Origin of the sequence: Enterobacter cloacae complex sp. R_G8 (assembly GCF_024599795.1) — a bacterium.
Taxonomy (GTDB): domain Bacteria; phylum Pseudomonadota; class Gammaproteobacteria; order Enterobacterales; family Enterobacteriaceae; genus Enterobacter; species Enterobacter dissolvens.
In genome coordinates, this window is record NZ_CP102246.1 from 211,010 (window position 1) to 236,025 (window position 25,016).

18 protein-coding genes, 1 tRNA gene and 3 rRNA genes are annotated in these 25,016 nt (G+C 52.2%); 14 read left to right on the forward strand and 8 right to left on the reverse strand.

Annotation, left to right across the window (positions count from 1 at the left end; translation table 11 throughout):
* Window positions 1–454 precede the first annotated feature (454 nt).
* The 4 genes from NQ842_RS01035 to rrf all read left to right on the forward strand — a co-directional run bounded on the left by NQ842_RS01035 (window position 455) and on the right by rrf (window position 5,425).
* A 16S ribosomal RNA gene (locus NQ842_RS01035) occupies window positions 455–1,994 on the forward strand.
* Window positions 1,995–2,078: 84 nt separating this feature from the next.
* A tRNA-Glu gene (locus NQ842_RS01040) sits at window positions 2,079–2,154 on the forward strand.
* A gap of 181 nt (window positions 2,155–2,335) precedes the next feature.
* A 23S ribosomal RNA gene (locus tag NQ842_RS01045) occupies window positions 2,336–5,240 on the forward strand.
* A 69-nt stretch (window positions 5,241–5,309) separates the two neighbouring features.
* Window positions 5,310–5,425 (forward strand): 5S ribosomal RNA (gene rrf / locus NQ842_RS01050).
* The 16S, 23S and 5S rRNA genes sit together here with 1 tRNA gene alongside, the layout of an rRNA operon.
* A 79-nt stretch (window positions 5,426–5,504) precedes the next feature.
* Here rrf and mobB read toward each other — a convergent pair.
* The gene (mobB, locus tag NQ842_RS01055; protein ID WP_063411865.1) at window positions 5,505–6,008 is read right to left on the reverse strand and encodes a molybdopterin-guanine dinucleotide biosynthesis protein MobB; all 504 of its coding nucleotides are present in this window, start codon (window positions 6,006–6,008) and stop codon (window positions 5,505–5,507) included.
* Window positions 6,005–6,589 carry a molybdenum cofactor guanylyltransferase MobA gene (gene mobA, locus NQ842_RS01060; protein ID WP_182380903.1) on the reverse strand — a complete coding sequence of 195 codons (585 nt, stop codon included), beginning with the start codon at window positions 6,587–6,589 and terminating at the stop codon, window positions 6,005–6,007. The genes mobB and mobA overlap by 4 nt, the downstream gene beginning before the upstream one ends.
* Before the next feature lie 68 nt (window positions 6,590–6,657).
* On the opposite strand from mobA, the gene NQ842_RS01065 reads away from it, so the two are divergent.
* From NQ842_RS01065 to dsbA, 3 genes are all read left to right on the forward strand, one after another.
* Entirely contained in the window at window positions 6,658–6,927 is a 270-nt protein-coding gene (locus tag NQ842_RS01065; protein ID WP_013099387.1) for a YihD family protein, read from the forward strand.
* A 75-nt stretch (window positions 6,928–7,002) separates the two neighbouring features.
* Window positions 7,003–7,989 (forward strand): serine/threonine protein kinase, encoded by a 987-nt coding sequence (locus NQ842_RS01070; RefSeq protein ID WP_257256425.1) that lies wholly within the window; start codon window positions 7,003–7,005, stop codon window positions 7,987–7,989.
* 27 nt (window positions 7,990–8,016) lie between these two features.
* A complete protein-coding gene (dsbA, locus tag NQ842_RS01075; protein WP_014833809.1) occupies window positions 8,017–8,640 on the forward strand; it encodes a thiol:disulfide interchange protein DsbA in 624 nt (207 codons plus the stop codon).
* Between the two features lie 23 nt (window positions 8,641–8,663).
* Here dsbA and NQ842_RS01080 read toward each other — a convergent pair whose 3' ends face one another.
* A complete protein-coding gene (locus NQ842_RS01080) occupies window positions 8,664–9,572 on the reverse strand; it encodes an acyltransferase (RefSeq protein ID WP_014833808.1) in 909 nt (302 codons plus the stop codon).
* A 439-nt stretch (window positions 9,573–10,011) separates the two neighbouring features.
* On the opposite strand from NQ842_RS01080, the gene polA reads away from it, so the two are divergent.
* Window positions 10,012–12,804 carry a DNA polymerase I gene (gene polA, locus NQ842_RS01085; RefSeq protein ID WP_257256426.1) on the forward strand — a complete coding sequence of 931 codons (2,793 nt, stop codon included), beginning with the start codon at window positions 10,012–10,014 and terminating at the stop codon, window positions 12,802–12,804.
* Window positions 12,805–13,116: 312 nt separating this feature from the next.
* On the opposite strand, the gene yihA is transcribed toward polA, so the two are convergent.
* Window positions 13,117–13,746 carry a ribosome biogenesis GTP-binding protein YihA/YsxC gene (yihA, locus tag NQ842_RS01090; protein WP_014833806.1) on the reverse strand — a complete coding sequence of 210 codons (630 nt, stop codon included), beginning with the start codon at window positions 13,744–13,746 and terminating at the stop codon, window positions 13,117–13,119.
* A 578-nt stretch (window positions 13,747–14,324) separates the two neighbouring features.
* Here yihA and yihI point away from each other — a divergent pair.
* Together yihI and hemN are read left to right on the forward strand one after the other, a co-directional pair.
* On the forward strand, window positions 14,325–14,840 hold the full coding sequence (gene yihI, locus NQ842_RS01095) for a Der GTPase-activating protein YihI (RefSeq protein ID WP_046889542.1): 516 nt from the start codon (window positions 14,325–14,327) through the stop codon (window positions 14,838–14,840).
* Window positions 14,841–15,028: 188 nt separating this feature from the next.
* On the forward strand, window positions 15,029–16,402 hold the full coding sequence (gene hemN, locus NQ842_RS01100) for an oxygen-independent coproporphyrinogen III oxidase (protein WP_163281722.1): 1,374 nt from the start codon (window positions 15,029–15,031) through the stop codon (window positions 16,400–16,402).
* A 67-nt stretch (window positions 16,403–16,469) separates the two neighbouring features.
* Here the strand turns inward: hemN and NQ842_RS01105 are convergent, their stop codons facing one another.
* The 4 genes from NQ842_RS01105 to glnA all read right to left on the reverse strand — a co-directional run bounded on the left by NQ842_RS01105 (window position 16,470) and on the right by glnA (window position 20,759).
* On the reverse strand, window positions 16,470–16,580 hold the full coding sequence (locus NQ842_RS01105; protein WP_032670298.1) for a YshB family small membrane protein: 111 nt from the start codon (window positions 16,578–16,580) through the stop codon (window positions 16,470–16,472).
* Between the two features lie 110 nt (window positions 16,581–16,690).
* Complete coding sequence (glnG, locus tag NQ842_RS01110) at window positions 16,691–18,103, reverse strand: nitrogen regulation protein NR(I) (RefSeq protein WP_013099377.1); 1,413 nt, start codon at window positions 18,101–18,103, stop codon at window positions 16,691–16,693.
* Between the two features lie 11 nt (window positions 18,104–18,114).
* Window positions 18,115–19,164 carry a nitrogen regulation protein NR(II) gene (gene glnL / locus NQ842_RS01115; RefSeq protein WP_014833802.1) on the reverse strand — a complete coding sequence of 350 codons (1,050 nt, stop codon included), beginning with the start codon at window positions 19,162–19,164 and terminating at the stop codon, window positions 18,115–18,117.
* 185 nt (window positions 19,165–19,349) lie between these two features.
* Entirely contained in the window at window positions 19,350–20,759 is a 1,410-nt protein-coding gene (gene glnA / locus NQ842_RS01120; RefSeq protein ID WP_008501856.1) for a glutamate--ammonia ligase, read from the reverse strand.
* A 386-nt stretch (window positions 20,760–21,145) separates the two neighbouring features.
* Between glnA and typA the strand changes: the two genes are divergently transcribed.
* The 4 genes from typA (at window position 21,146) to dtd (ending at window position 25,009) form a co-directional block, all read left to right on the forward strand.
* Entirely contained in the window at window positions 21,146–22,969 is a 1,824-nt protein-coding gene (typA, locus tag NQ842_RS01125; RefSeq protein ID WP_014833801.1) for a ribosome-dependent GTPase TypA, read from the forward strand.
* A gap of 131 nt (window positions 22,970–23,100) precedes the next feature.
* On the forward strand, window positions 23,101–23,700 hold the full coding sequence (gene yihX, locus NQ842_RS01130) for a glucose-1-phosphatase (protein ID WP_014833800.1): 600 nt from the start codon (window positions 23,101–23,103) through the stop codon (window positions 23,698–23,700).
* Window positions 23,694–24,575: a virulence factor BrkB family protein gene (locus NQ842_RS01135; RefSeq protein ID WP_014833799.1), complete on the forward strand. Its 882-nt coding sequence runs from the start codon at window positions 23,694–23,696 to the stop codon at window positions 24,573–24,575. Before yihX ends, NQ842_RS01135 begins: the two co-directional genes overlap by 7 nt.
* Window positions 24,572–25,009, forward strand: a complete 438-nt coding sequence (gene dtd, locus NQ842_RS01140; protein WP_118284019.1) for a D-aminoacyl-tRNA deacylase — start codon at window positions 24,572–24,574, stop codon at window positions 25,007–25,009. The genes NQ842_RS01135 and dtd overlap by 4 nt, the downstream gene beginning before the upstream one ends.
* Window positions 25,010–25,016: the final 7 nt, after the last annotated feature.

A 25,016-nucleotide genomic window follows, 5' to 3' on the forward strand; every position in this document is an offset into this window, starting at 1 on the left:
GCTTTTATTCCTTAATGATTCTTGCTGATAAGTATGCCACCGTGAATGTGATTGTGGTTGCAGAGACATCAAATAGAACACTTTGTAGCTTGATTTCATCGCTGTTGGTGAAAAAAAACACGGACGGAAACTTTTTTTAAATTTCCTCTTGTCACTTCAGAATAACTCCCTATAATGCGCCTCCACTGACACGGAACAACGGCACACACGCCGCCGGGTCAGCAGAGAAAAGCAAATTAAACGCTTGACTCTGAAGCGGGAAAGCGTAATATGCACACCCCGCGCCGCAGCGAAAACGAAGCGGCACTGCTCTTTAACAATTTATCAGACAATCTGTGTGGGCACTCAAAGTGACATGGATTCTTAATGTCCTCGGACACTAAATGAATACCAAGTCTCAACGAGTGAACACGTAATTCATTACGAAGTTTAATTCATTGAGCATCAAACTTTTAAATTGAAGAGTTTGATCATGGCTCAGATTGAACGCTGGCGGCAGGCCTAACACATGCAAGTCGAACGGTAGCACAGAGAGCTTGCTCTCGGGTGACGAGTGGCGGACGGGTGAGTAATGTCTGGGAAACTGCCTGATGGAGGGGGATAACTACTGGAAACGGTAGCTAATACCGCATAACGTCGCAAGACCAAAGAGGGGGACCTTCGGGCCTCTTGCCATCAGATGTGCCCAGATGGGATTAGCTAGTAGGTGGGGTAACGGCTCACCTAGGCGACGATCCCTAGCTGGTCTGAGAGGATGACCAGCCACACTGGAACTGAGACACGGTCCAGACTCCTACGGGAGGCAGCAGTGGGGAATATTGCACAATGGGCGCAAGCCTGATGCAGCCATGCCGCGTGTATGAAGAAGGCCTTCGGGTTGTAAAGTACTTTCAGCGGGGAGGAAGGTGTTGTGGTTAATAACCGCAGCAATTGACGTTACCCGCAGAAGAAGCACCGGCTAACTCCGTGCCAGCAGCCGCGGTAATACGGAGGGTGCAAGCGTTAATCGGAATTACTGGGCGTAAAGCGCACGCAGGCGGTCTGTCAAGTCGGATGTGAAATCCCCGGGCTCAACCTGGGAACTGCATTCGAAACTGGCAGGCTAGAGTCTTGTAGAGGGGGGTAGAATTCCAGGTGTAGCGGTGAAATGCGTAGAGATCTGGAGGAATACCGGTGGCGAAGGCGGCCCCCTGGACAAAGACTGACGCTCAGGTGCGAAAGCGTGGGGAGCAAACAGGATTAGATACCCTGGTAGTCCACGCCGTAAACGATGTCGATTTGGAGGTTGTGCCCTTGAGGCGTGGCTTCCGGAGCTAACGCGTTAAATCGACCGCCTGGGGAGTACGGCCGCAAGGTTAAAACTCAAATGAATTGACGGGGGCCCGCACAAGCGGTGGAGCATGTGGTTTAATTCGATGCAACGCGAAGAACCTTACCTGGTCTTGACATCCACAGAACTTTCCAGAGATGGATTGGTGCCTTCGGGAACTGTGAGACAGGTGCTGCATGGCTGTCGTCAGCTCGTGTTGTGAAATGTTGGGTTAAGTCCCGCAACGAGCGCAACCCTTATCCTTTGTTGCCAGCGGTTAGGCCGGGAACTCAAAGGAGACTGCCAGTGATAAACTGGAGGAAGGTGGGGATGACGTCAAGTCATCATGGCCCTTACGACCAGGGCTACACACGTGCTACAATGGCGCATACAAAGAGAAGCGACCTCGCGAGAGCAAGCGGACCTCATAAAGTGCGTCGTAGTCCGGATTGGAGTCTGCAACTCGACTCCATGAAGTCGGAATCGCTAGTAATCGTAGATCAGAATGCTACGGTGAATACGTTCCCGGGCCTTGTACACACCGCCCGTCACACCATGGGAGTGGGTTGCAAAAGAAGTAGGTAGCTTAACCTTCGGGAGGGCGCTTACCACTTTGTGATTCATGACTGGGGTGAAGTCGTAACAAGGTAACCGTAGGGGAACCTGCGGTTGGATCACCTCCTTACCTTAAAGAACCTGCCTTTGAAGTGCTCACACAGATTGTCTGATGAAAAGTAAATAGCAAGGCGTCTTGCGATTGAGACTGTACGTCCCCTTCGTCTAGAGGCCCAGGACACCGCCCTTTCACGGCGGTAACAGGGGTTCGAATCCCCTAGGGGACGCCACTTGCTGGTTCGTGAGTGAAAGTCACCTGCCGTCATATCTCAAAACTGACTTGCGAGTCATGTTTGAGATATTTGCTCTTTAAAAATCTGGATCAAGCTGAAAATTGAAACGACACACAGTTATGTGTGTTCGAGTCTCTCAAATTTTCGCAATCAGAAGTGAAACATCTTCGGGTTGTGAGGTTAAGCGACTAAGCGTACACGGTGGATGCCCTGGCAGTCAGAGGCGATGAAGGACGTGCTAATCTGCGAAAAGCGCCGGCGAGGTGATATGAACCCTTGACCCGGCGATGTCCGAATGGGGAAACCCAGTGTGATTCGTCACACTATCGTTAACTGAATACATAGGTTAACGAGGCGAACCGGGGGAACTGAAACATCTAAGTACCCCGAGGAAAAGAAATCAACCGAGATTCCCCCAGTAGCGGCGAGCGAACGGGGAGCAGCCCAGAGTCTGAATCAGCTTGTGTGTTAGTGGAAGCGTCTGGAAAGTCGCACGGTACAGGGTGACAGTCCCGTACACGAAAATGCACAGGTTGTGAACTCGAAGAGTAGGGCGGGACACGTGGTATCCTGTCTGAATATGGGGGGACCATCCTCCAAGGCTAAATACTCCTGACTGACCGATAGTGAACCAGTACCGTGAGGGAAAGGCGAAAAGAACCCCGGCGAGGGGAGTGAAAAAGAACCTGAAACCGTGTACGTACAAGCAGTGGGAGCACCTTCGTGGTGTGACTGCGTACCTTTTGTATAATGGGTCAGCGACTTATATTCTGTAGCAAGGTTAACCGTATAGGGGAGCCGAAGGGAAACCGAGTCTTAACTGGGCGTTAAGTTGCAGGGTATAGACCCGAAACCCGGTGATCTAGCCATGGGCAGGTTGAAGGTTGGGTAACACTAACTGGAGGACCGAACCGACTAATGTTGAAAAATTAGCGGATGACTTGTGGCTGGGGGTGAAAGGCCAATCAAACCGGGAGATAGCTGGTTCTCCCCGAAAGCTATTTAGGTAGCGCCTCGTGAATTCATCTTCGGGGGTAGAGCACTGTTTCGGCTAGGGGGCCATCCCGGCTTACCAACCCGATGCAAACTACGAATACCGAAGAATGTTATCACGGGAGACACACGGCGGGTGCTAACGTCCGTCGTGAAGAGGGAAACAACCCAGACCGCCAGCTAAGGTCCCAAAGTCATGGTTAAGTGGGAAACGATGTGGGAAGGCCCAGACAGCCAGGATGTTGGCTTAGAAGCAGCCATCATTTAAAGAAAGCGTAATAGCTCACTGGTCGAGTCGGCCTGCGCGGAAGATGTAACGGGGCTAAACCATGCACCGAAGCTGCGGCAGCGACACTATGTGTTGTTGGGTAGGGGAGCGTTCTGTAAGCCGTTGAAGGTGGCCTGTGAGGGTTGCTGGAGGTATCAGAAGTGCGAATGCTGACATAAGTAACGATAAAGCGGGTGAAAAGCCCGCTCGCCGGAAGACCAAGGGTTCCTGTCCAACGTTAATCGGGGCAGGGTGAGTCGACCCCTAAGGCGAGGCCGAAAGGCGTAGTCGATGGGAAACAGGTTAATATTCCTGTACTTGGTGTTACTGCGAAGGGGGGACGGAGAAGGCTATGTTAGCCGGGCGACGGTTGTCCCGGTTTAAGCATGTAGGCGGAGGTTCCAGGTAAATCCGGTACCTTTTTAACGCTGAGGTGTGATGACGAGGCACTACGGTGCTGAAGTAACAAATGCCCTGCTTCCAGGAAAAGCCTCTAAGCATCAGGTAACACGAAATCGTACCCCAAACCGACACAGGTGGTCAGGTAGAGAATACCAAGGCGCTTGAGAGAACTCGGGTGAAGGAACTAGGCAAAATGGTGCCGTAACTTCGGGAGAAGGCACGCTGATATGTAGGTGAAGCCCCTGCGGGTGGAGCTGAAATCAGTCGAAGATACCAGCTGGCTGCAACTGTTTATTAAAAACACAGCACTGTGCAAACACGAAAGTGGACGTATACGGTGTGACGCCTGCCCGGTGCCGGAAGGTTAATTGATGGGGTTAGCGGTAACGCGAAGCTCTTGATCGAAGCCCCGGTAAACGGCGGCCGTAACTATAACGGTCCTAAGGTAGCGAAATTCCTTGTCGGGTAAGTTCCGACCTGCACGAATGGCGTAATGATGGCCAGGCTGTCTCCACCCGAGACTCAGTGAAATTGAACTCGCTGTGAAGATGCAGTGTACCCGCGGCAAGACGGAAAGACCCCGTGAACCTTTACTATAGCTTGACACTGAACACTGGTCCTTGATGTGTAGGATAGGTGGGAGGCTTTGAAGCGTGGACGCCAGTCTGCGTGGAGCCAACCTTGAAATACCACCCTTTAATGGCTGGTGTTCTAACGTAGACCCGTGATCCGGGTTGCGGACAGTGTCTGGTGGGTAGTTTGACTGGGGCGGTCTCCTCCCAAAGAGTAACGGAGGAGCACGAAGGTTAGCTAATCCTGGTCGGACATCAGGAGGTTAGTGCAATGGCATAAGCTAGCTTGACTGCGAGAGTGACGGCTCGAGCAGGTGCGAAAGCAGGTCATAGTGATCCGGTGGTTCTGAATGGAAGGGCCATCGCTCAACGGATAAAAGGTACTCCGGGGATAACAGGCTGATACCGCCCAAGAGTTCATATCGACGGCGGTGTTTGGCACCTCGATGTCGGCTCATCACATCCTGGGGCTGAAGTAGGTCCCAAGGGTATGGCTGTTCGCCATTTAAAGTGGTACGCGAGCTGGGTTTAGAACGTCGTGAGACAGTTCGGTCCCTATCTGCCGTGGGCGCTGGAGAATTGAGGGGGGCTGCTCCTAGTACGAGAGGACCGGAGTGGACGCATCACTGGTGTTCGGGTTGTCATGCCAATGGCACTGCCCGGTAGCTAAATGCGGAAGAGATAAGTGCTGAAAGCATCTAAGCACGAAACTTGCCCCGAGATGAGTTCTCCCTGAGACTTAAAGTCTCCTGAAGGAACGTTGAAGACGACGACGTTGATAGGTCGGGTGTGTAAGCGCAGCGATGCGTTGAGCTAACCGATACTAATGAACCGTGAGGCTTAACCTTACAACGCCGAAGCTGTTTCGGCGGACGAGAGACAGAAGATTTTCAGCCTGATACAGATAACAGAATTTGCCTGGCGGCTTTAGCGCGGTGGTCCCACCTGACCCCATGCCGAACTCAGAAGTGAAACGCCGTAGCGCCGATGGTAGTGTGGGGTCTCCCCATGTGAGAGTAGGGAACTGCCAGGCATTAATTAAGAAGAACCCCGTACCGTAAGGTGCGGGGTTTTTTGCATTTGTTTTCTCCCTCACTCTGCGGGAGAGGGCATCAGACCGCACACCATCCCACAATAAACTCAGCAATCCTATCCTCATCATTTAAATCCAGCACCGGAACCTCAACATCGAGAGCGACATCGCTGGCCACCGCAATAACATGCTCATCCAGCGTTAACTCACTAACATCGTGCCCGGCATCACTTCTGAACAGCAGGATCTTTGCAACTGCTTCATGCTTAAACCCCTCAACCAGCACCAGATCCAGCGTGGAATGATCCATCCGACTGACCAGATACGCGAGATCCAGCGGTGCTTCATCAGGCGTTTCCGTCATCAATGCCCAGCGCTGATCACTTGCCACCATGGTTTGCGCGGCACCTGCCTTACGCAGTTCATAGCTGTCTTTTCCCGGTTTATCGACATCCATATTGTGGTGGGTATGTTTGATCAGTCCGGGGCGAATGCCTCTGGCACAAAGTGCGGGTATCAGCTTTTTAAGCAGCGTCGTTTTCCCGGTACCACTCCAGGCTGCAATAGCTAAAACAGGCGTCATTTTTTCTCCTGCATGGTCTGTAAATCTTCCGTCGTATTCACGTTCACAAATGCAGATTTCCAGTCGCTAAAATCAACGGAATGGCCGCCTGACTGACGCATAAACACCATCACTCTTCGCTCTCCAGCCGTCAGATAATCCTGCAGCGCTGGAATTAATGATCGATGAATCAACGTAATAGCAGGATGGTCACGCTCACCGTCATGTACCCACACAACCGGCGCTACGCCACGAAACGTCATCAGACGCTCGACAAGACAAGAGGGAATAAACGGCGTATCGCACGGGCAGAAAACAAACCACTCTGCCAGAGACTGCTGCATAACCGAGAGCATGCCGGCCAACGGTCCGGGGTAATTTCCAAGAGTATCCTGATATACGGGGTATCCGCTGCGTTGATAAATATCGATATGGCGGTTGGCACTGATAGCCATTGCCGTAACCTGATCTGCAAGCGTATCAGCAACATGTTGCCATAATGGCTTACCGTTAAGGTGCAGAAGCCCCTTATCTTGTCCCCCCATGCGCGTTGCTCTGCCACCCGCCAGAACCACTCCGATGATTTCCTGACCCGGATTCACAAATATCGCCTCTTTTATTGTGGGATTGACCCTGCTAACGTGTCACTCTAAATGAAAGGAGCACCACCATGAAATGTAAACGTCTGAATGAAGTCATTGAACTCCTCCAGCCAGCCTGGCAAAAAGAGCCAGAGCTGAATCTGATGCAATTTTTACAGAAACTGGCGAAAGAGTCAGGTTTTGAAGGTGAACTGACAGACCTTTCTGACGACATCCTGATCTATCACCTCAAAATGCGTGACTCTGCCAAAGATGCTGTTATTCCTGGTATTCAGAAAGATTATGAGGAAGATTTTAAAACCGCATTGCTGCGCGCCCGAGGCGTAATTAAAGAGTAAAAGCTTGTAAGCGGCGGCACCGAAATCGCCACAAGATGATATCCTGAATCATTCGTATAATTTCCGGATGATCGGATGAACGACCAGGCTTTCACTTTCCAGACATTACACCCGGATACCATTATGGATGCGCTGTTTGAGCAGGGTATTCGGGTGGATTCCGGGCTAACCCCATTAAATAGCTACGAAAACCGCGTCTATCAATTCCAGGACGAGGATCGTCAGCGCTTCGTTGTGAAGTTCTATCGTCCCAAGCGCTGGTCCGCTGAACAAATTCAGGAAGAGCATCAGTTTGCTCACGATCTGCTGAATGATGAAGTTCCTGTTGCCGCACCGATAAAATTCAATAACCAAACGTTGCTTATGCACGAAGGGTTTTACTACGCCGTATTTCCCAGTCTGGGGGGCCGCCAGTTTGAAGCGGACAATATCGACCAAATGGAGTGGGTTGCCCGCTATCTGGGGCGCATGCATCAGACGGGATGCAAAACGCCGTTTATTGCCCGCCCGACTATAGGTACTCAGGAATACCTTATTGAACCCCGTCAGGTCTTCGAAACCTCAGCGCTTATCCCCTCTGCGTTGAAGGACGCGTTTCTCAGCGCGACGGATAAACTTATTGGGGCGGTAAAAGCCTGCTGGCGCGATGATATTTCCGTTCTGCGTCTGCATGGTGATTGTCATGCCGGGAATATTCTCTGGCGCGATGGCCCACTGTTTGTTGACCTCGATGATGCGCGGATGGGGCCGGCCGTGCAGGATTTGTGGATGCTGCTCAACGGCGACAAAGCCGAGCAACGTATGCAGCTTGAAACGATTATTGAAGCCTATGAAGAGTTTAGCCCTTTTAATTCAGACGAAATTGCCCTGATAGAGCCTTTACGCGCGATGCGTTTTGTTTATTATCTCGCATGGTTAATCAGGCGTTGGGATGACCCCGCATTTCCTCGTAATTTCCCGTGGCTTACCGGAGAGGATTACTGGCGTAGCCAGATATCCACATTTACTGAGCAGGTTAAGGTTCTTCAGGAGCCCCCTCTGCAATTAACGCCGATGTATTAATTGGACACACCCAGGAGAGAGTTAATCATGAAAAAAATTTGGCTGGCGCTGGCAGGTATGATTCTGGCATTTAGCGCTTCTGCTGCGCAGTTTACCGACGGCAAACAGTACATCACACTGGAAAAGCCCGTTGCTGGCGAGCCACAGGTTCTGGAGTTCTTTTCGTTCTATTGCCCACATTGCTACCAGTTCGAGCAGGTGCTGCATGTTTCTGACAACGTGAAGAAAAAGCTGCCGGAAGGCACCAAAATGACCAAATACCACGTAGAATTCCTGGGTCCATTGGGTAAAGACCTGACTCAGGCGTGGGCTGTTGCCATTGCACTGGGTGTGGAAGATAAGATCACTTCTCCAATGTTTGAAGCCGTGCAGAAAACCCAGACCGTTCAGACCACGGCTGATATCCGTAAAGTGTTCGTTGACGCTGGTGTGAAAGGTGAAGACTATGACGCTGCGTGGAACAGCTTTGTCGTGAAATCTCTGGTGGCTCAACAGGAAAAAGCTGCTGCCGATCTGCAACTGCAGGGCGTTCCGGCGATGTATGTTAACGGCAAATATCAGCTGAACATGCAGGGCATGGACACCAGCAGCATGGATATCTTCGTACAGCAGTACGCAGACACCGTGAAATACCTGGTCGAGAAGAAGTAAACCCAATGATATAAAAACGCCGGTCATTGACCGGCGTTTTTGTTTGAAGCTTTGATGTTCTCTATCTGCTCATCTTTCTCTTTCCAGAGCGTATTAAGCCAAAGCTGGAAACGACGTTTGAAGTTCTTATCGTTAACGTAATCCCCATGCAGTTCGGTATCAATTGGCACCAGATCGACACGAACAACAATACGCGTCAGCTTGCCGCTGAGCATATCGAAGAAAGGCGTCTTATCGTTTTCCGGATAGCAGAGCGTCACGTTCAGTAATTTATCGAACTGCGCCCCCAGCACGTTAAGCGCCATTGCAATTCCCGCCGCCTTGGGCGGCAGCAGGTTCTGGTATGGAGAGCGAGTCTGGAGACGCTTCTCGTCTGTAAACCGTGAGCCTTCGACAAAGTTCACAATTGTCGTTGGATGAGCGCGAAATTTCTCGCACGAACGTCGCGTCGTTTCCACATCTTTACCACGACGCTCCGGGTGACGAATCAAATAGCTGCGCGAATAGCGTTTCATAAATGGCATATCCAGCGCCCAGCAGGCCAGGCCGATAAAAGGTACCCAGGCCAGCTGTTGCTTCAGGAAGTATTTATTCATCGGGATATGCTTACGGAACAGCACGCATAGCACCACGATGTCGGCCCAGCTGTGGTGATTGCAGATCAGCAGATACCAGTTCTTTTTATTGAGTCTTTCGAGACCCTCAACGTCCCACTTAAGATGGGGGTTCAGGTACAGCAGGGTGGCTAACCCTTCGCACCAGCAGTACATCATGAAATTACAAAACGCCGACACGGCTCGCCAAACCGTAGGCAAAGGTAACAGCAATTTAATTATCCCGGCGATGATGATCGGTACAGAACAAGCGATCGTCACCAGAATAGTTAAAATGATGCTTAACAGTAATGTTATTGCAGCGAGCAATCTCGACATGATGAGCTTTTTCAAATAGTTAGCTGTAATTAAGCGACCGATTATTCGGTGCAGGGCGCTGATTTTATCAGAAATCAGACAAAATAATGGCGCTTTCATACTGTGACATGATGGCTTATCTCCCGCCGCAGAAGATTTCACTACAATTACGCTGCAAACGGGGTATATATCCACATATGCTATATTTTCATCATCAGGCAATATAAATCAGGGGTTGTATATAACCTTATGATAATGAAGTGTAAATTATATAACTCTGTGAGATTGTAGCGTTTGTTATTCATATGAAGTGAAAGTATTCACAAAGTTATCCACAGATTTGTTTTTGCGAGCGATCCTCACGATCGCAAAATCTTTTCCTGTATCAGGCGCTAATAACTGATGTTTTCATCCTTCTGTGGCATCCTTTACCCATAAATTGATTAAAGGCACGGACATTATGGTTCAGATCCCAGAAAACCCTCTTATTCTCGTCGACGGCTCTTCTTACCTGTATCGGGCGTATCATGCGTTTCCTCCTCTGACCAATAGCGCAGGGGAACCTACCGGCGCGATGTACGGTGTGCTTAACATGCTGCGCAGCCTGATCCTTCAGTATCAGCCAACCCACGCGGCAGTCGTATTTGATGCGAAAGGCAAAACCTTCCGCGATGAGCTGTTTGAGCATTACAAATCCCACCGTCCGCCAATGCCTGACGATCTGCGTGCGCAGATTGAGCCGCTGCATGCGATGGTGAAAGCGATGGGTCTGCCACTGCTGGCGGTTTCAGGTGTGGAAGCGGATGACGTCATTGGCACTCTGGCCCGTGAAGCCGAAAAAATGGGCCGTCCGGTTCTCATCAGTACTGGTGATAAAGATATGGCGCAGCTGGTGACGCCAGGGATCACCCTGATTAACACCATGACCAACACCATCCTCGGCCCTGAAGAGGTGGTCGCAAAATATGGCGTGCCGCCAGAGCTGATTATCGACTTCCTCGCATTGATGGGCGACTCATCAGATAACATCCCGGGCGTGCCGGGCGTTGGCGAAAAAACGGCACAGGCGCTCCTTCAGGGACTGGGTGGGCTGGATACGCTGTATGCGGAGTCTGACAAAATCGCCGGGCTCTCCTTCCGTGGCGCAAAAACTATGGCCGGGAAGCTGGAAGAGAATAAAGAGGTGGCTTATCTCTCCTATAAGCTGGCGACGATTAAAACCGATGTTGAGCTGGAACTGGGATGTGAACAGCTAGAAGTGCAACAGCCATCAGCAGACGATCTGCTGGGTTTGTTTAAAAAATATGAATTTAAGCGCTGGACCACCGACGTGGAAGCCGGTAAATGGCTGCAGGCAAAAGGCGCCAAACCTGCAGCGAAGCCAAAAGAGACGATTGTCATCGATGCCGACGATCAGGCAGAAGAGGAAGCCGCTGCGCTCTCTTTTGAGCACTACGAAACCGTTCTTGAAGAGTCACAGCTGGTTGCCTGGATCGAGAAACTGAAAAAAGCGCCGGTGTTTGCTTTCGACACGGAAACCGACAGTCTGGATAACATTATCGCCAATATGGTGGGCCTGTCCTTTGCGACAGAGCCGGGTATCGCTGCTTATGTTCCCGTTGCACATGATTACCTGGACGCTCCGGAGCAACTCTCTCGCGAACGCGTGCTTGAGCTGCTTAAGCCGATTCTGGAAGACGACAAGGCGTTGAAGGTAGGGCAAAACCTCAAATACGACCGCGGTATTCTGCAAAACTATGGTATTGAGCTGCGCGGTATCGCGTTTGATACCATGCTGGAATCCTACATTCTGGACAGTGTAGCGGGTCGTCATGATATGGACTCCCTGTCTGACCGCTGGCTGAAGCACAAAACCATCACCTTCGAAGAGATTGCCGGAAAAGGCAAAAATCAGCTCACCTTTAACCAGATTGCGCTGGAAGAGGCAGGACGCTACGCGGCAGAAGATGCCGACGTCACGCTGCAGTTGCATCTGAAAATGTGGCCAAAACTGCAGAAGCACGAAGGGCCGCTGAATGTGTTTCAGAACATCGAGATGCCGCTGGTACCTGTCCTTTCACGCATCGAGCGTAACGGCGTAAAAATCGACCCGACGGTACTGCACAACCACTCGGGTGAACTTGCCCAGCGTCTGACCGAACTTGAGCAAAAGGCGCATGAGCTTGCCGGTGAGCCGTTTAACCTCTCATCGCCAAAACAGCTGCAAACCATCCTGTTTGAAAAGCAGGGGATCAAACCGCTGAAGAAAACGCCAGGCGGTGCACCATCCACCTCGGAAGAGGTGCTGGAGGAGCTGGCGCTGGATTATCCACTGCCAAAAGTCATTCTGGAGTACCGTGGTCTGGCAAAGCTGAAATCGACTTACACCGATAAGCTGCCGCTGATGATCAACCCGAAAACGGGTCGTGTGCATACCTCATACCATCAGGCGGTGGCGGCTACTGGTCGACTCTCCTCGACCGATCCAAACTTGCAGAACATCCCAGTACGAAATGAAGAAGGGCGACGCATTCGTCAGGCGTTTATTGCGCCTGATGACTATCTGATTGTCTCTGCTGACTACTCGCAAATCGAGCTGCGCATTATGGCGCACCTCTCGCGTGATAAGGGGCTGCTGACAGCATTTGCCGAAGGGAAGGATATCCACCGGGCAACCGCCGCTGAAGTCTTCGGTCTGCCGCTGGACAGCGTGACAAACGAACAACGCCGCAGCGCGAAAGCAATCAACTTCGGCCTGATTTACGGCATGAGCGCCTTCGGTCTTTCACGCCAGCTCAATATTCCGCGTAAAGAGTCGCAGAAGTATATGGATCTCTACTTCGAGCGTTATCCGGGTGTACTGGAGTATATGGAACGCACCCGCGCTCAGGCGAAGGAGAAAGGCTACGTTGAAACCCTGGACGGTCGTCGTCTCTACCTACCTGACATCAAATCCAGCAATGCGGCGCGCCGTGCGGGCGCAGAACGTGCCGCAATCAACGCCCCGATGCAAGGAACCGCTGCTGACATTATCAAACGCGCAATGATTGCCGTGGATGCCTGGCTGGAAAAAGAGAAACCGCGTGTGAAAATGATCATGCAGGTACACGATGAACTGGTGTTCGAAGTGCACAAAGACGATCTCGATAGCGTGTCGAAGAAGATCCACGAACTGATGGAAAGCAGCATGAAACTTGATGTGCCGTTGCTGGTGGAAGTGGGGAGTGGTGAAAACTGGGATCAGGCTCACTAACGGTTCGGCGAATAACGCGCTTTTTATGTAAGTTAGCAACATAACGACGTGCGTTTTGTGACGATCATTAGAATTCCCTATGTAAAGAATGAAAAAAAACTACAAAAAGTGCTTTTTCTACAGCAAAAAAAGGGGTAGAGTTAGCGGCGTAGGGTACAGAGGTAAGATGTTCTATCTTTCAGACCTTTTACTTCACGTAATCGGATTTGGCTGAATATTTTAGCCGCCCCAGTCAGTAATGACTGGGGCGTTTTTTATTGCGGCAAAGAAAATGACAGACAAAAAAAAGCGCGGACATTTCCGCGCCGGGTATTACTCTTCTTCCGCTTCTGTCGCGGGTTCCAGCTCGTTGAACCAGCTATCGAGCTTCTGACGCAGCTTATCCACCCCCTGCTTTTTCAGCGAGGAGAACGGCTCAACCTGCACGTCACCATTGAAGGCCAGTACTGCTTCGCGAACCATATTCACCTGCGCTTTACGCGCGCCGCTCGCCAGCTTATCCGCTTTTGTCAGCAGCACCAGAACAGCAATATCACTTGCGACAGCCCAGTCGATCATCTGCTGATCAAGGTCTTTCAGCGGGTGACGGATATCCATCAGCACGACCAGACCTTTCAGGCACATGCGTTTTTCCAGGTATTCACCCAGCGCACGCTGCCACTTGATCTTCATCTCTTCCGGTACCTGCGCGTAACCGTACCCCGGTAAGTCGACCAGGCGTTTGCCTTCAGCCACTTCAAACAGGTTAATGAGCTGAGTTCGGCCAGGTGTTTTTGAGGTACGCGCCAGGCTCTTCTGATTGGTCAGCGTATTCAGAGCGCTGGATTTACCCGCATTCGAGCGGCCAGCAAAGGCCACTTCGATGCCGGTATCAGAAGGCAGGTGGCGAATATCGGGCGCACTGGTGACAAAATGCGTCTGTTGGTAGTTCCAGGTAGTCACGTGGTCGTCTCCAAAAATCGTAATCTGCGGGGGATTATACCTGAATGCGGGCAAAAGGCTTTTTTCATTGTGCCTGGCCTGTAGGCTTAAGCCCTGGCCGATGTGAGAGATCGGCTATTAATACTATGGGAGATTTCAGAGAAATCGCAGGTGTAAAAAAATACAAACTGTTTTAAATCATAGGATTAATATTGAGTCATTATCTGAAAATCCGTTTTTGTACTCTTTCGTTGCTTGTTAGTTTAACTGAACAAGGTAAAGTGTGCGTCAAGGCGGGGGTGCCAACAGGATAAGGACTTAGGGATAAGGGTCAGGAGCGCCAGGAGGCGAAGACGCAGGATTGTCAGGATGACCAGCGCCTGGAGGCGTTTTAACAGGAAAGGGAACCGTACACGGACGGTATCAGCCAAAGGATAAACAGGGTTTGTTGTAGGCAAACACGGAATGTCTGACCCGTTAAGGGTTGTGAGTCAGGAAAAAAGGCGACAGATTGCTCTGTCGCCTTTTTTCTTTGCTTGCTTTCTGCTAGATTTCGCCGCAATTCTATACTGAAGAAAACGACTTAAAGATAAAATATCATGAAAAAACCGACCTCCGCAGCGGGCGCTAAACGCCCTGCCAAAGCACGCCGCAAAACGCGCGAAGAACTGAACCAGGAAGCGCGCGATCGCAAACGCGATAAAAAACATCGCGGTCATGCTGCGGGTAGCCGTGCAAACGGTGGCGGTGCATCTGGCGCTTCTGCGAAAAATAAGCCGCAGAAAGATCCGCGTATCGGCAGTAAAACTCCCATTCCACTGGGCGTGACAGACACCCCGGTCACTAAGCAGCACAAACCAAAGAGCGAGAAACCTATGCTTTCACCGCAGGCTGAGCTGGATTTGCTGGAGAACGATGAGCGCCTGGACGCGCTGCTGGAACGTCTTGAAGAGGGTGAAACCCTGACCGCCGACGAGCAGTCATGGGTGGATGCCAAACTGGATCGCATCGATGAACTGATGCAGAAGCTGGGCCTGTCATACGACGATGACGAAGACGAAGAAGAAGACGAAAAGCAGGAAGATATGATGCGTCTTCTGAAGGGTGGAAACTAACATTTGCACCCGGCAGGAACGATAGTCCTGCTTATAACCCTTCCGGTTATATGTTATCTGGTGTGGTTATTCGTTAAACTACGGCGGTTGTCGCGGCGACAGAAGTGGCTGCGCACCCGAATGATGGTCCGCAATGGGGCCAGAACGGGCCGCCGTATACGAACGCGACACCAACGGAAGGAGTGAGCATGTCTGTACCATCTATCGACTGGGATTTGGCCCTGATCCAGAAGTATAACTATTCCGGGCCGCGTTATACGTCATACCCTACCGCGCTGGAATTCTCTGATGCCTTCGGCGAGGGTGAGTTTCAGCAGGCTATCGCGCGCTATCCAGAGCGCCCGCTGTCGCTCTACGTCCATATTCCGTTCTGCCATAAACTCTGCTACTTCTGTGGCTGCAATAAAATCGTCACCCGTCAGCAGCATAAAGCCGATCAGTATCTGGATGCGCTGGAGCAGGAAATTTTGCACCGCGCGCCGTTGTTTACTGGTCGTCACGTCAGCCAGCTTCACTGGGGCGGCGGTACGCCAACCTATCTGAATAAAGCACAGATCAGCCGCTTGATGGCGCTTTTACGCGGCAACTTCAATTTTAAGGAAGATGCAGAAATCTCGATCGAGGTCGATCCGCGAGAAATCGAGCTGGATGTGCTGGATCATTTACGTGCCGAAGGCTTCAATCGCCTGAGTATGGGCGTGCAGGACTTCAATAAAGAGGTCCAGCGTCTGGTGAACCGCGAGCAGGACGAAGAATTTATCTTTGCCTTACTCAACCATGCGCGTGAAATTGGTTTCACCTCAACCAATATCGACCTGATATACGGCCTGCCAAAGCAGACGCCGGACAGCTTTGCTTTCACGCTTAAACGCGTAGCCGAACTCAACCCGGACCGCCTGAGCGTATTTAATTATGCGCATCTGCCGACGCTCTTTGCCGCGCAGCGCAAAATCAAAGATGCCGATCTGCCTTCTGCTCAACAGAAGCTGGATATTCTGCAGGAAACCATTACCTCGCTGACCGAAACCGGCTATCAGTTTATTGGCATGGATCACTTTGCCCGTCCGGATGACGAGCTGGCCATTGCTCAGCGCGAAGGGGTACTGCATCGTAACTTCCAGGGTTACACCACCCAGGGCGATACCGATTTGCTGGGGATGGGCGTTTCCGCCATCAGCATGATTGGTGACTGCTACGCGCAGAACCAGAAAGAGTTGAAGCTCTACTATCAGCAGGTGGATGAAAAGGGCAACGCGCTGTGGCGCGGCATCGCGTTAACACGTGACGACTGCATTCGTCGTGATGTGATTAAGGCGCTTATCTGCAACTTCCGTCTCGATTTCAGCGACGTTGAGTCGCTGTGGGATCTGCACTTCAGCGATTATTTTGCAGAAGACCTGAAGCTCCTGGCGCCGCTGGCGAAAGACGGGCTGGTGGATGTGTCGGAGAGTGCGATTGAGGTCACGCCGAAAGGGCGTTTGTTGATTCGTAATATCTGCATGTGCTTTGACGCTTACCTTCGCCAGAAAGCGCGTCTGCAGCAGTTCTCGCGTGTGATTTAAGCCGCAAAAGCGCGAAACGTAGGCCGGGTAAGGCGAAGCCGCCACCCGGCTTTTACATTTTTACCCGCTAGCTAAACAGCCCAACCAGCGCCGCACACAACACAGCAGCAACTGCGGTTTGCGGCGTGTGGCTTTCAGCTGCTCCGCTAGAGAGCATATTGACTAATGTTTCCAGCATGATGTTCACCCCCAATTTCCGGGCACGATCATACAAAACTCATCGACACAGTAAAGCGCAAAATAACGGCAATTTGCGCTCAATTAATAATCTTTACACAGAGGTGAAAATCACTCCATTCCCAGCTCTTTAAGCTTGCGTGTCAGGGTATTACGTCCCCATCCCAGCAGGCGGGCTGCTTCCTGTTTATGGCCCTGCGTATGACGGAGTGCGGTGGTTAACAACGTGCGTTCCATCTCCGGCTGCGCCTCAGAAAGCAAATTTTGATGACCGGAACGCAGCGCGCGGTCGGCCCACTGTGCCAGCAGCGTCGCCCAGCTGTCCGGCAGCGCATGGCCTGTGCTGCTTTCGGGCGCGGTCGCTTCAAAAAGCTCAGCCGGTAAATCCTGAATCAATACCTCCTGTCCGGCGGCCATGACGGTGAGCCAACGACAGGTGTTTTCCAGCTGACGCACGTTCCCCGGCCAGGCCAGGCGGGTGAGGGCGGCATCGGTTTCCGGGTGAAGCTGTTTAGCTTCTACACCCAGTTCACGCGCGGCAACCTGCAGGAAGTGACGTGCCAGGCGAGGGATATCTTCACGGCGTTCACGTAACGGCGGCAGATGGACGCGAATAACGTTCAGGCGATGGAATAAATCCTCACGGAATTTACCCTCCTGCACGCGCTGCTCCAGATTCTGGTGTGTCGCGGCAATAATGCGCACATCCACTTTTACTGGCGCATAACCGCCTACGCGATAAAACTGTCCGTCGGCCAGCACACGCAGAAGGCGGGTCTGAACATCCAGAGGCATATCACCAATTTCATCCAGGAACAACGTTCCCCCATCTGCCTGTTCGAAGCGGCCCTGACGAATGGTATTCGCACCGGTAAATGCCCCTTTCTCGTGGCCGAACAGTTCGGATTCAATCAAATCCTTCGGGATCGCCGCCATATTGAGGGCGATAAACGGCGCTTTTGCCCGCGGGCTGTGGCGATGTAAGGCGTGCGCGACCAACTCTTTCCCGGTTCCCGATTCACCGTTAATCAGTACGCTGATGGACGAACGCGACAGACGGCCAATAATGCGAAACACATCCTGCATGGCCGGTGCTTCGCCAATGATGTCCGTGGTAGGGCCGAAATCGGGGGCATTACGGGGCTGTTGCTGCTCCTGGTAATGGCTAATGGCACGCTCAACCAGCGCGACCGCTTCGTCGATATCAAACGGTTTGGGCAGGTAATCGAATGCCCCTTGCTGATAGGCGCTCACGGCGGCATCCAGATCGGAGTGTGCCGTCATTATGATGACCGGAAGCATCGGGTGGCGTTGTTTGATCTGCTTTAAAAGCGCCAGCCCGTCCATACCCGGCATACGAATATCCGACAGCAGAACATCCGGCGTTTTGGTGGTGAGTGCGTCGAGCACTTCGCTGCCGCTCTCAAACGTCGTGCAGCTTAATCCCGCTCCTGTGAGCGCGCGTTCAAGCACCCAACGGATGGAGCTATCGTCATCGACTACCCAGACTATCCCTCGTTGCATAAACGTCACCTTTATTTTTTAATCGGCAGGAAAACCGAAAACTCGGTATGTCCCGGCCAACTGGTAAATTCAATTTTTCCAGAGTGTTGATCGATCAAACTGCGGGCAATGGATAACCCCAGCCCGGTACCGCCTTCGCGACCGCTGACCATCGGGTAGAACAGGGTGTCCTGCAGATGAGACGGGATCCCCGGCCCGTTATCCTCAACGTCGATGCGTGCCGCCAGCCGATAGCGCACGCCATGCAAGGTGAGCTGGAAAGCGGTACGGGTACGCAAAATGATTTCGCCGCCTTCCGGTCCCAGAGCCTGCAGCGCATTACGCACAATATTCAACAGGACCTGCTCAATCTGGTCCGGATCGTGCGCCAGTTCCGGCAGGCTGGGGTCATAATCCCGCACCAGGGTGACGTTCTCCGGCAGCTCCATCGAAACGAGTTTCACCACCCGCTCAGCGACTTTATGAATGCTTTCTGAAACGTGCATGCCTGGCTGTTGCGGCCCGAGGAGGCGGTCAACCAGGTTGCGCAGACGGTCGGCCTGCTCAATGATGACGTTGGTATACTCCGCCAGCGCAGGGTCCGGCAGCGCTTTGGTTAACAGCTGCGCCGCCCCGCGTAATCCGCCCAGTGGGTTTTTGATTTCATGCGCCAGGCCCCGCACCAGATCGCGGGCGGCAATTTGCTGCGCATGTTGAAGTTGCTCCTGGCTCAGTCGGCGCTGATTGTCCATCGGCGCCATTTCGAGCAGGATCAACCCTTCAGGAAGACGTTGCGCGGTGAGCGACAAAATATGCGAGCGCCCGTCGATGACCAGCGTCACTTCGTTATCGGTGAACCCCTGACCGGCCTGCAGACTTTCCTGCATCAGGCCAATGTTCAGCGAAAAATAGCTCAATAATTCTGGCAGCGGAGTGCCAAACAGTTTGCGTGCGCTTTGGGCGAGCAGTTGCTGCGCCGCCGGGTTGGCGTAATGAACAGCCAGCTCGTCATCGACCAGCAAAATGCTGTTAATTAACGAATTGAGGATCTGCCCAGCATCGGGCAGCGTGCCAGTTGCCATTCAGCAGTCTCCTGGAGTTGGTTGCACTAATTTAGTGCAGTATAGCTTTTTCGTCGTAAAAAGCGCGTGAGATCAGGTTGTTGGTGGAGAAAAAAGCCCATCCGGAGATGGGCTGAAAGTTTCCACGGCAACAAAAAAAAGCTTTCGGGGCCGCGCCTGAAGAGTGGCGCGAAACCCGTTGTAACTTAAACGCTGTAGTACAGTTCGAATTCAACCGGATGCGGAGTCATGCGCACGCGGTCGTTCTCTTCAGTACGCAGGGCGATGTAGGCATCGATAGCGTCATCAGTGAATACGCCACCCGCAGTCAAGAACTCGCGGTCTGCGTCCAGCGCCTGCAGGGCTTCTTCCAGAGAGCCAGCAACCTGTGGGATCTCTTTCGCTTCTTCTGGTGGCAGGTCGTACAGGTTTTTGTCCATCGCTTCGCCTGGGTGGATCTTGTTCTTGATACCGTCCAGACCGGCCATCAGCAGTGCTGCGAAGCACAGGTATGGGTTAGCCGCTGGATCCGGGAAGCGCACTTCGATACGACGCGCTTTAGGAGAAGCCACCACCGGGATACGGATAGAAGCAGAACGGTTACGTGCAGAGTAAGCCAGCATAACAGGTGCTTCGTAGCCTGGGACCAGACGCTTGTAAGAGTTGGTGGTTGGGTTCGCCAGGGCGTTGATCGCTTTAGCGTGTTTGATTACGCCGCCAATGTAGTACAGCGCCTGCTCAGACAGACCTGCATATTTGTCACCAGAGAACAGGTTGGTACCGTTCTTGGACAGGGACATGTGGCAGTGCATACCGGAACCGTTGTCGCCAAACATTGGTTTTGGCATGAAGGTCGCGGTTTTACCGAAACGGTGCGCAACGTTGTGCACAACGTATTTGTAGATCTGAATTTCGTCCGCTTTTTTGGTCATGGTGTTGAAGCGGGTTGCCACTTCGTTCTGACCCGCAGTCGCCACTTCGTGGTGGTGAGCTTCTACCACCAGGCCCATCTCTTCCATCACCAGACACATGGTGGAACGAATGTCCTGTGCGGAATCGACCGGAGGAACCGGGAAGTAGCCGCCTTTCACGCCAGGACGGTGACCTTTGTTACCACCTTCGTATTTGGTGGAGGAGTTCCATGCACCTTCGATGTCGTCGATAGCCACGTGGGAGCCAGAGATAGAGGCACCGAAACGAATGTCATCGAACAGGAAGAATTCTGGTTCTGGCCCGAACAGAACGGTGTCTGCGATGCCAGTAGAACGCAGGTACTCTTCAGCGCGTTTAGCGATGGAGCGTGGGTCGCGGTCGTAGCCCTGCAGCGTGCCTGGCTCGAGGATATCGCAACGGATGATCAGGGTTGGCTCTTCGAAGAATGGATCAATGACCGCCGTGGTCGCGTCTGGCATCAGAACCATGTCAGATTCGTTAATGCCTTTCCAGCCACCAATGGAGGAGCCGTCAAACATTTTGCCTTCTTCAAAGAATTCGGCGTTTACCTGATGAGCAGGAATTGTGACGTGCTGTTCTTTACCTTTGGTATCAGTGAAGCGCAGATCAACAAACTTCACTTCATGTTCGTTCAGCATCGTCAAAACGTGTTCAGCGGACATACTTAACTCTCCAGATTGGTCATTGTCGTCGTGGTAACGAGGTCTTCAACTTCTATCAAGGTGGCTATGAGGCCATCTTTTTGCCGTATTTTTATAAAGCGAAATCTGTGCCAACTTTTAAAACACCCCAAAAAGGCGTTATCATGCGCACCATAGTGCAAAAGTGCTGCACCACAATGGTTATGTTGCACCAGTATAGTGCTTCAGTGTGAACACTGAGCACCATATTGGTGCAATTTTCGTTAAAGTGCCCTTTTTACGCTCCGTGAAAGCGATCACAAAGCATCTCTGCAATACTTGTTTGCGGGGGATGTTTGTGATCCTGTTTTGTAGTGCGATTAATCCGTGTACAATAACGCGCTATTTCTAATGCCTGAGGCAAAGTTGTGATCGAAAATTTGCGTAACATCGCCATCATCGCGCACGTTGACCATGGTAAAACTACCCTGGTTGATAAGCTGCTGCAGCAATCCGGTACGTTTGATGCTCGTGCCGAAACTCAAGAGCGTGTGATGGACTCCAACGATTTGGAGAAAGAGCGTGGGATTACCATCCTCGCGAAAAACACCGCTATCAAATGGAATGACTACCGTATCAACATCGTTGATACCCCAGGGCACGCCGACTTCGGTGGTGAAGTTGAGCGCGTGATGTCCATGGTGGATTCCGTGCTGCTGGTGGTTGACGCCTTTGACGGCCCAATGCCGCAAACGCGTTTCGTGACCAAAAAAGCATTTGCCCATGGCCTGAAGCCTATTGTTGTTATCAACAAGGTTGACCGTCCTGGCGCACGCCCTGACTGGGTTGTTGATCAGGTATTCGACCTGTTCGTTAACCTTGATGCGACCGACGAGCAGCTGGACTTCCCTATCATCTACGCTTCGGCGCTGAATGGTATTGCGGGTCTGGATCACGAAAATATGGCGGAAGACATGACCCCGCTGTATCAGGCCATTGTCGATCACGTACCGGCTCCGGATGTTGATCTCGATGGTCCACTGCAGATGCAGATCTCCCAGCTGGACTACAACAACTACGTTGGCGTTATCGGTATCGGCCGCATCAAACGCGGTAAAGTGAAGCCGAACCAGCAGGTTACTATCATCGATAGCGAAGGCAAAACCCGTAACGGTAAAGTGGGCAAAGTGCTGACTCACCTGGGTCTGGAGCGTATCGACAGCGATCTGGCTGAAGCGGGCGATATCATCGCGATCACCGGTCTTGGCGAGCTGAACATCTCTGACACCATCTGCGACCCGCAGAACGTGGAAGCGCTGCCAGCCCTGTCTGTTGATGAACCGACGGTAACCATGTTCTTCAACGTCAACACCTCTCCGTTCTGTGGTAAAGAAGGTAAATTCGTTACCTCTCGTCAGATCCTTGACCGCCTGAACAAAGAGCTGGTGCATAACGTTGCGCTGCGCGTTGAAGAAACCGAAGACGCTGATGCATTCCGCGTTTCCGGTCGTGGTGAGCTGCACCTGTCTGTCCTGATCGAAAACATGCGTCGTGAAGGTTTCGAAATGGCGGTTTCCCGTCCGAAAGTTATCTTCCGCGAAATCGACGGCCGTAAACAAGAGCCGTTCGAAAACGTAACGCTGGACGTTGAAGAGCAGCACCAGGGTTCTGTGATGCAGGCTCTGGGTGAGCGTAAAGGCGACCTGAAAAACATGAATCCAGATGGCAAAGGCCGCGTACGTCTCGACTACGTGATCCCAAGCCGTGGCCTGATCGGCTTCCGTTCTGAGTTCATGACCATGACTTCCGGTACCGGTCTGCTGTACTCCACCTTCAGCCACTACGACGACGTACGTCCGGGCGAAGTGGGCCAGCGTAACAACGGCGTGCTGATCTCCAACGGTCAGGGTAAAGCGGTTGCGTTTGCGCTGTTCGGTCTGCAGGATCGCGGTAAGCTGTTCCTGGGTCACGGTGCTGAAGTGTATGAAGGCCAGATCATCGGTATTCACAGTCGTTCTAACGACCTGACTGTAAACTGCCTGACCGGTAAGAAACTGACCAACATGCGTGCGTCCGGTACTGACGAAGCAACGGTTCTGGTTCCACCGATCAAGATGACGCTGGAGCAGGCTCTGGAATTCATCGATGACGACGAACTGGTAGAAGTGACTCCACTGTCTATCCGTATCCGTAAACGTCACCTGACCGAGAACGATCGTAAACGTGCAATGCGCGGTGCGAAAGAAGAGTAATACACTCCTCTCTGGTCAACAAAACCCCGTCCTTGTGGCGGGGTTTTTCTTTTTCTACCCTGTGCGTACTTCATAGCCAAAGCTTATCTTTCCCGCTACAGTTACTTTTCCACGGCGAGCAGGAGATAAACATGCTTTATATCTTTGACTTAGGAAATGTAATCGTCGATATCGATTTCAATCGGGTGCTGGGCGCATGGAGCGATTTTAGCCGTGTCCCGCTGGCGACGTTAAAACAGAGTTTCGCCATGGGCGAGACATTCCATCAGCATGAACGGGGTGAGATCAGCGATGAAGTGTTTGCTGAACGTCTGTGCCAGGAAATGGATCTGCCGTTAAGCTACGAACAGTTCTCCCACGGCTGGCAGGCTGTATTTGTCGCTATCCGCCCTGAGGTTATCGACATCATGCATAAACTTCGCGAGCAGGGTCACCGGGTCGTCGTGCTGTCGAATACCAACCGCCTGCACACCACGTTCTGGCCTGAAGAATACCCTGAAGTTAAGGCTGCGGCAGACAAAATCTATCTCTCTCAGGAGATGGGGATGCGTAAACCCGAAGCGCGAATTTATCAGGCTGTTCTGCAAGCAGAAGGATTCTCCGCGTCCGATGCGGTCTTTTTCGATGACAATGCCGATAATATAGAGGGAGCTAACCAGTTGGGTATTACGTCAATTCTGGTGACCGGAAAAGAGACGATACCGAACTACTTTGCGAAGCAGTTATGCTAAAAACCGTTCATCAAAAAGCCACGCACCATACTCGCCCGCTCAGGGCATGGCTAAAACTCCTCTGGCACCGTATTGATGAGGACAACATGACCACGCTGGCGGGTAACCTCGCCTACGTGTCGTTGCTCTCCCTGGTACCGCTGGTGGCGGTTATTTTTGCGCTTTTTTCCGCCTTTCCGATGTTTGCGGACGTCAGCCTGCAACTGCGTCATTTTGTCTTTGCGAATTTTATCCCTGCAACCGGGGATGTTATCCAGAACTACATTGAGCAGTTCGTTGCCAACTCCAGCAAGATGACGGCTGTGGGGGCGTGCGGCCTTATCGTCACCGCGCTGCTGCTGATGTACTCCATCGACAGTGCGCTTAATACTATCTGGCGGAGCAAAAAAATCCGCCCGAAGGTCTACTCCTTTGCTGTTTACTGGATGATTTTAACCCTCGGCCCGTTGCTGGCGGGGGCGAGCCTCGCGATCAGCTCCTATCTGCTTTCGCTGCGTTGGGCCAGCGATCTCAATGGTGCCATTGATAACGTGTTGCGTATTTTCCCGCTGATTTTATCGTGGCTCTCTTTCTGGCTGCTCTACAGTGTGGTGCCGACCACGCGCGTGCCGAACCGTGATGCGGTTGTCGGGGCGCTGGTGGCTGCAGTGCTCTTCGAACTGGGTAAGAAGGGGTTTGCCCTTTACATCACCATGTTCCCCTCCTATCAGCTGATTTATGGCGTGCTGGCGGTGATCCCCATTTTGTTTGTCTGGGTTTACTGGACCTGGTGTATCGTCTTGCTTGGTGCGGAAATAACTGTCACTCTCGGCGTATACCGCGAACTTAAAAAAGCAGCAGAAGCTGAAAAACAACAAGAAGCAGACCAACCATGATTGCATTGATACAGCGCGTAACCCGTGCCAGCGTCACCGTGGAGGGAGAGGTGACGGGTGAAATTGGCCCAGGACTTTTGGTGTTGTTAGGTGTCGAAAAGGATGACGACGAACAAAAAGCCAACCGCTTGTGTGAGCGCGTGCTGGGCTACCGTATCTTTAGCGATGCGGAAGGCAAGATGAACCTTAACGTCCAGCAATCGGGCGGAAGCGTGCTGGTGGTTTCTCAGTTCACGCTGGCCGCCGATACCGAACGCGGCATGCGCCCGAGTTTTTCAAAAGGTGCGGCCCCGGATCGGGCAGAAGCGCTTTACGACTACTTTGTTGAGCGTTGTCACCAACAGGAAATGAATACGCAAACCGGACGATTTGCTGCAGATATGCAGGTATCGCTGGTGAACGATGGCCCCGTCACATTCTGGCTCCAGGTATGAGCCAACT

Coding starts and splice junctions, on each gene's coding strand:
- mobB (WP_063411865.1), bottom strand. CDS start 6,008: ATGACGCCTGTTTTAGCTATTGCAGCCTGGAGTGGTACCGGGAAAACG.
- NQ842_RS01065 (WP_013099387.1), top strand. CDS start 6,658: ATGAAATGTAAACGTCTGAATGAAGTCATTGAACTCCTCCAGCCAGCC.
- NQ842_RS01070 (WP_257256425.1), top strand. CDS start 7,003: ATGAACGACCAGGCTTTCACTTTCCAGACATTACACCCGGATACCATT.
- dsbA (WP_014833809.1), top strand. CDS start 8,017: ATGAAAAAAATTTGGCTGGCGCTGGCAGGTATGATTCTGGCATTTAGC.
- NQ842_RS01080 (WP_014833808.1), bottom strand. CDS start 9,572: ATGTCGAGATTGCTCGCTGCAATAACATTACTGTTAAGCATCATTTTA.
- polA (WP_257256426.1), top strand. CDS start 10,012: ATGGTTCAGATCCCAGAAAACCCTCTTATTCTCGTCGACGGCTCTTCT.
- yihI (WP_046889542.1), top strand. CDS start 14,325: ATGAAAAAACCGACCTCCGCAGCGGGCGCTAAACGCCCTGCCAAAGCA.
- hemN (WP_163281722.1), top strand. CDS start 15,029: ATGTCTGTACCATCTATCGACTGGGATTTGGCCCTGATCCAGAAGTAT.
- NQ842_RS01105 (WP_032670298.1), bottom strand. CDS start 16,580: ATGCTGGAAACATTAGTCAATATGCTCTCTAGCGGAGCAGCTGAAAGC.
- glnG (WP_013099377.1), bottom strand. CDS start 18,103: ATGCAACGAGGGATAGTCTGGGTAGTCGATGACGATAGCTCCATCCGT.
- glnL (WP_014833802.1), bottom strand. CDS start 19,164: ATGGCAACTGGCACGCTGCCCGATGCTGGGCAGATCCTCAATTCGTTA.
- glnA (WP_008501856.1), bottom strand. CDS start 20,759: ATGTCCGCTGAACACGTTTTGACGATGCTGAACGAACATGAAGTGAAG.
- yihX (WP_014833800.1), top strand. CDS start 23,101: ATGCTTTATATCTTTGACTTAGGAAATGTAATCGTCGATATCGATTTC.
- NQ842_RS01135 (WP_014833799.1), top strand. CDS start 23,694: ATGCTAAAAACCGTTCATCAAAAAGCCACGCACCATACTCGCCCGCTC.
- dtd (WP_118284019.1), top strand. CDS start 24,572: ATGATTGCATTGATACAGCGCGTAACCCGTGCCAGCGTCACCGTGGAG.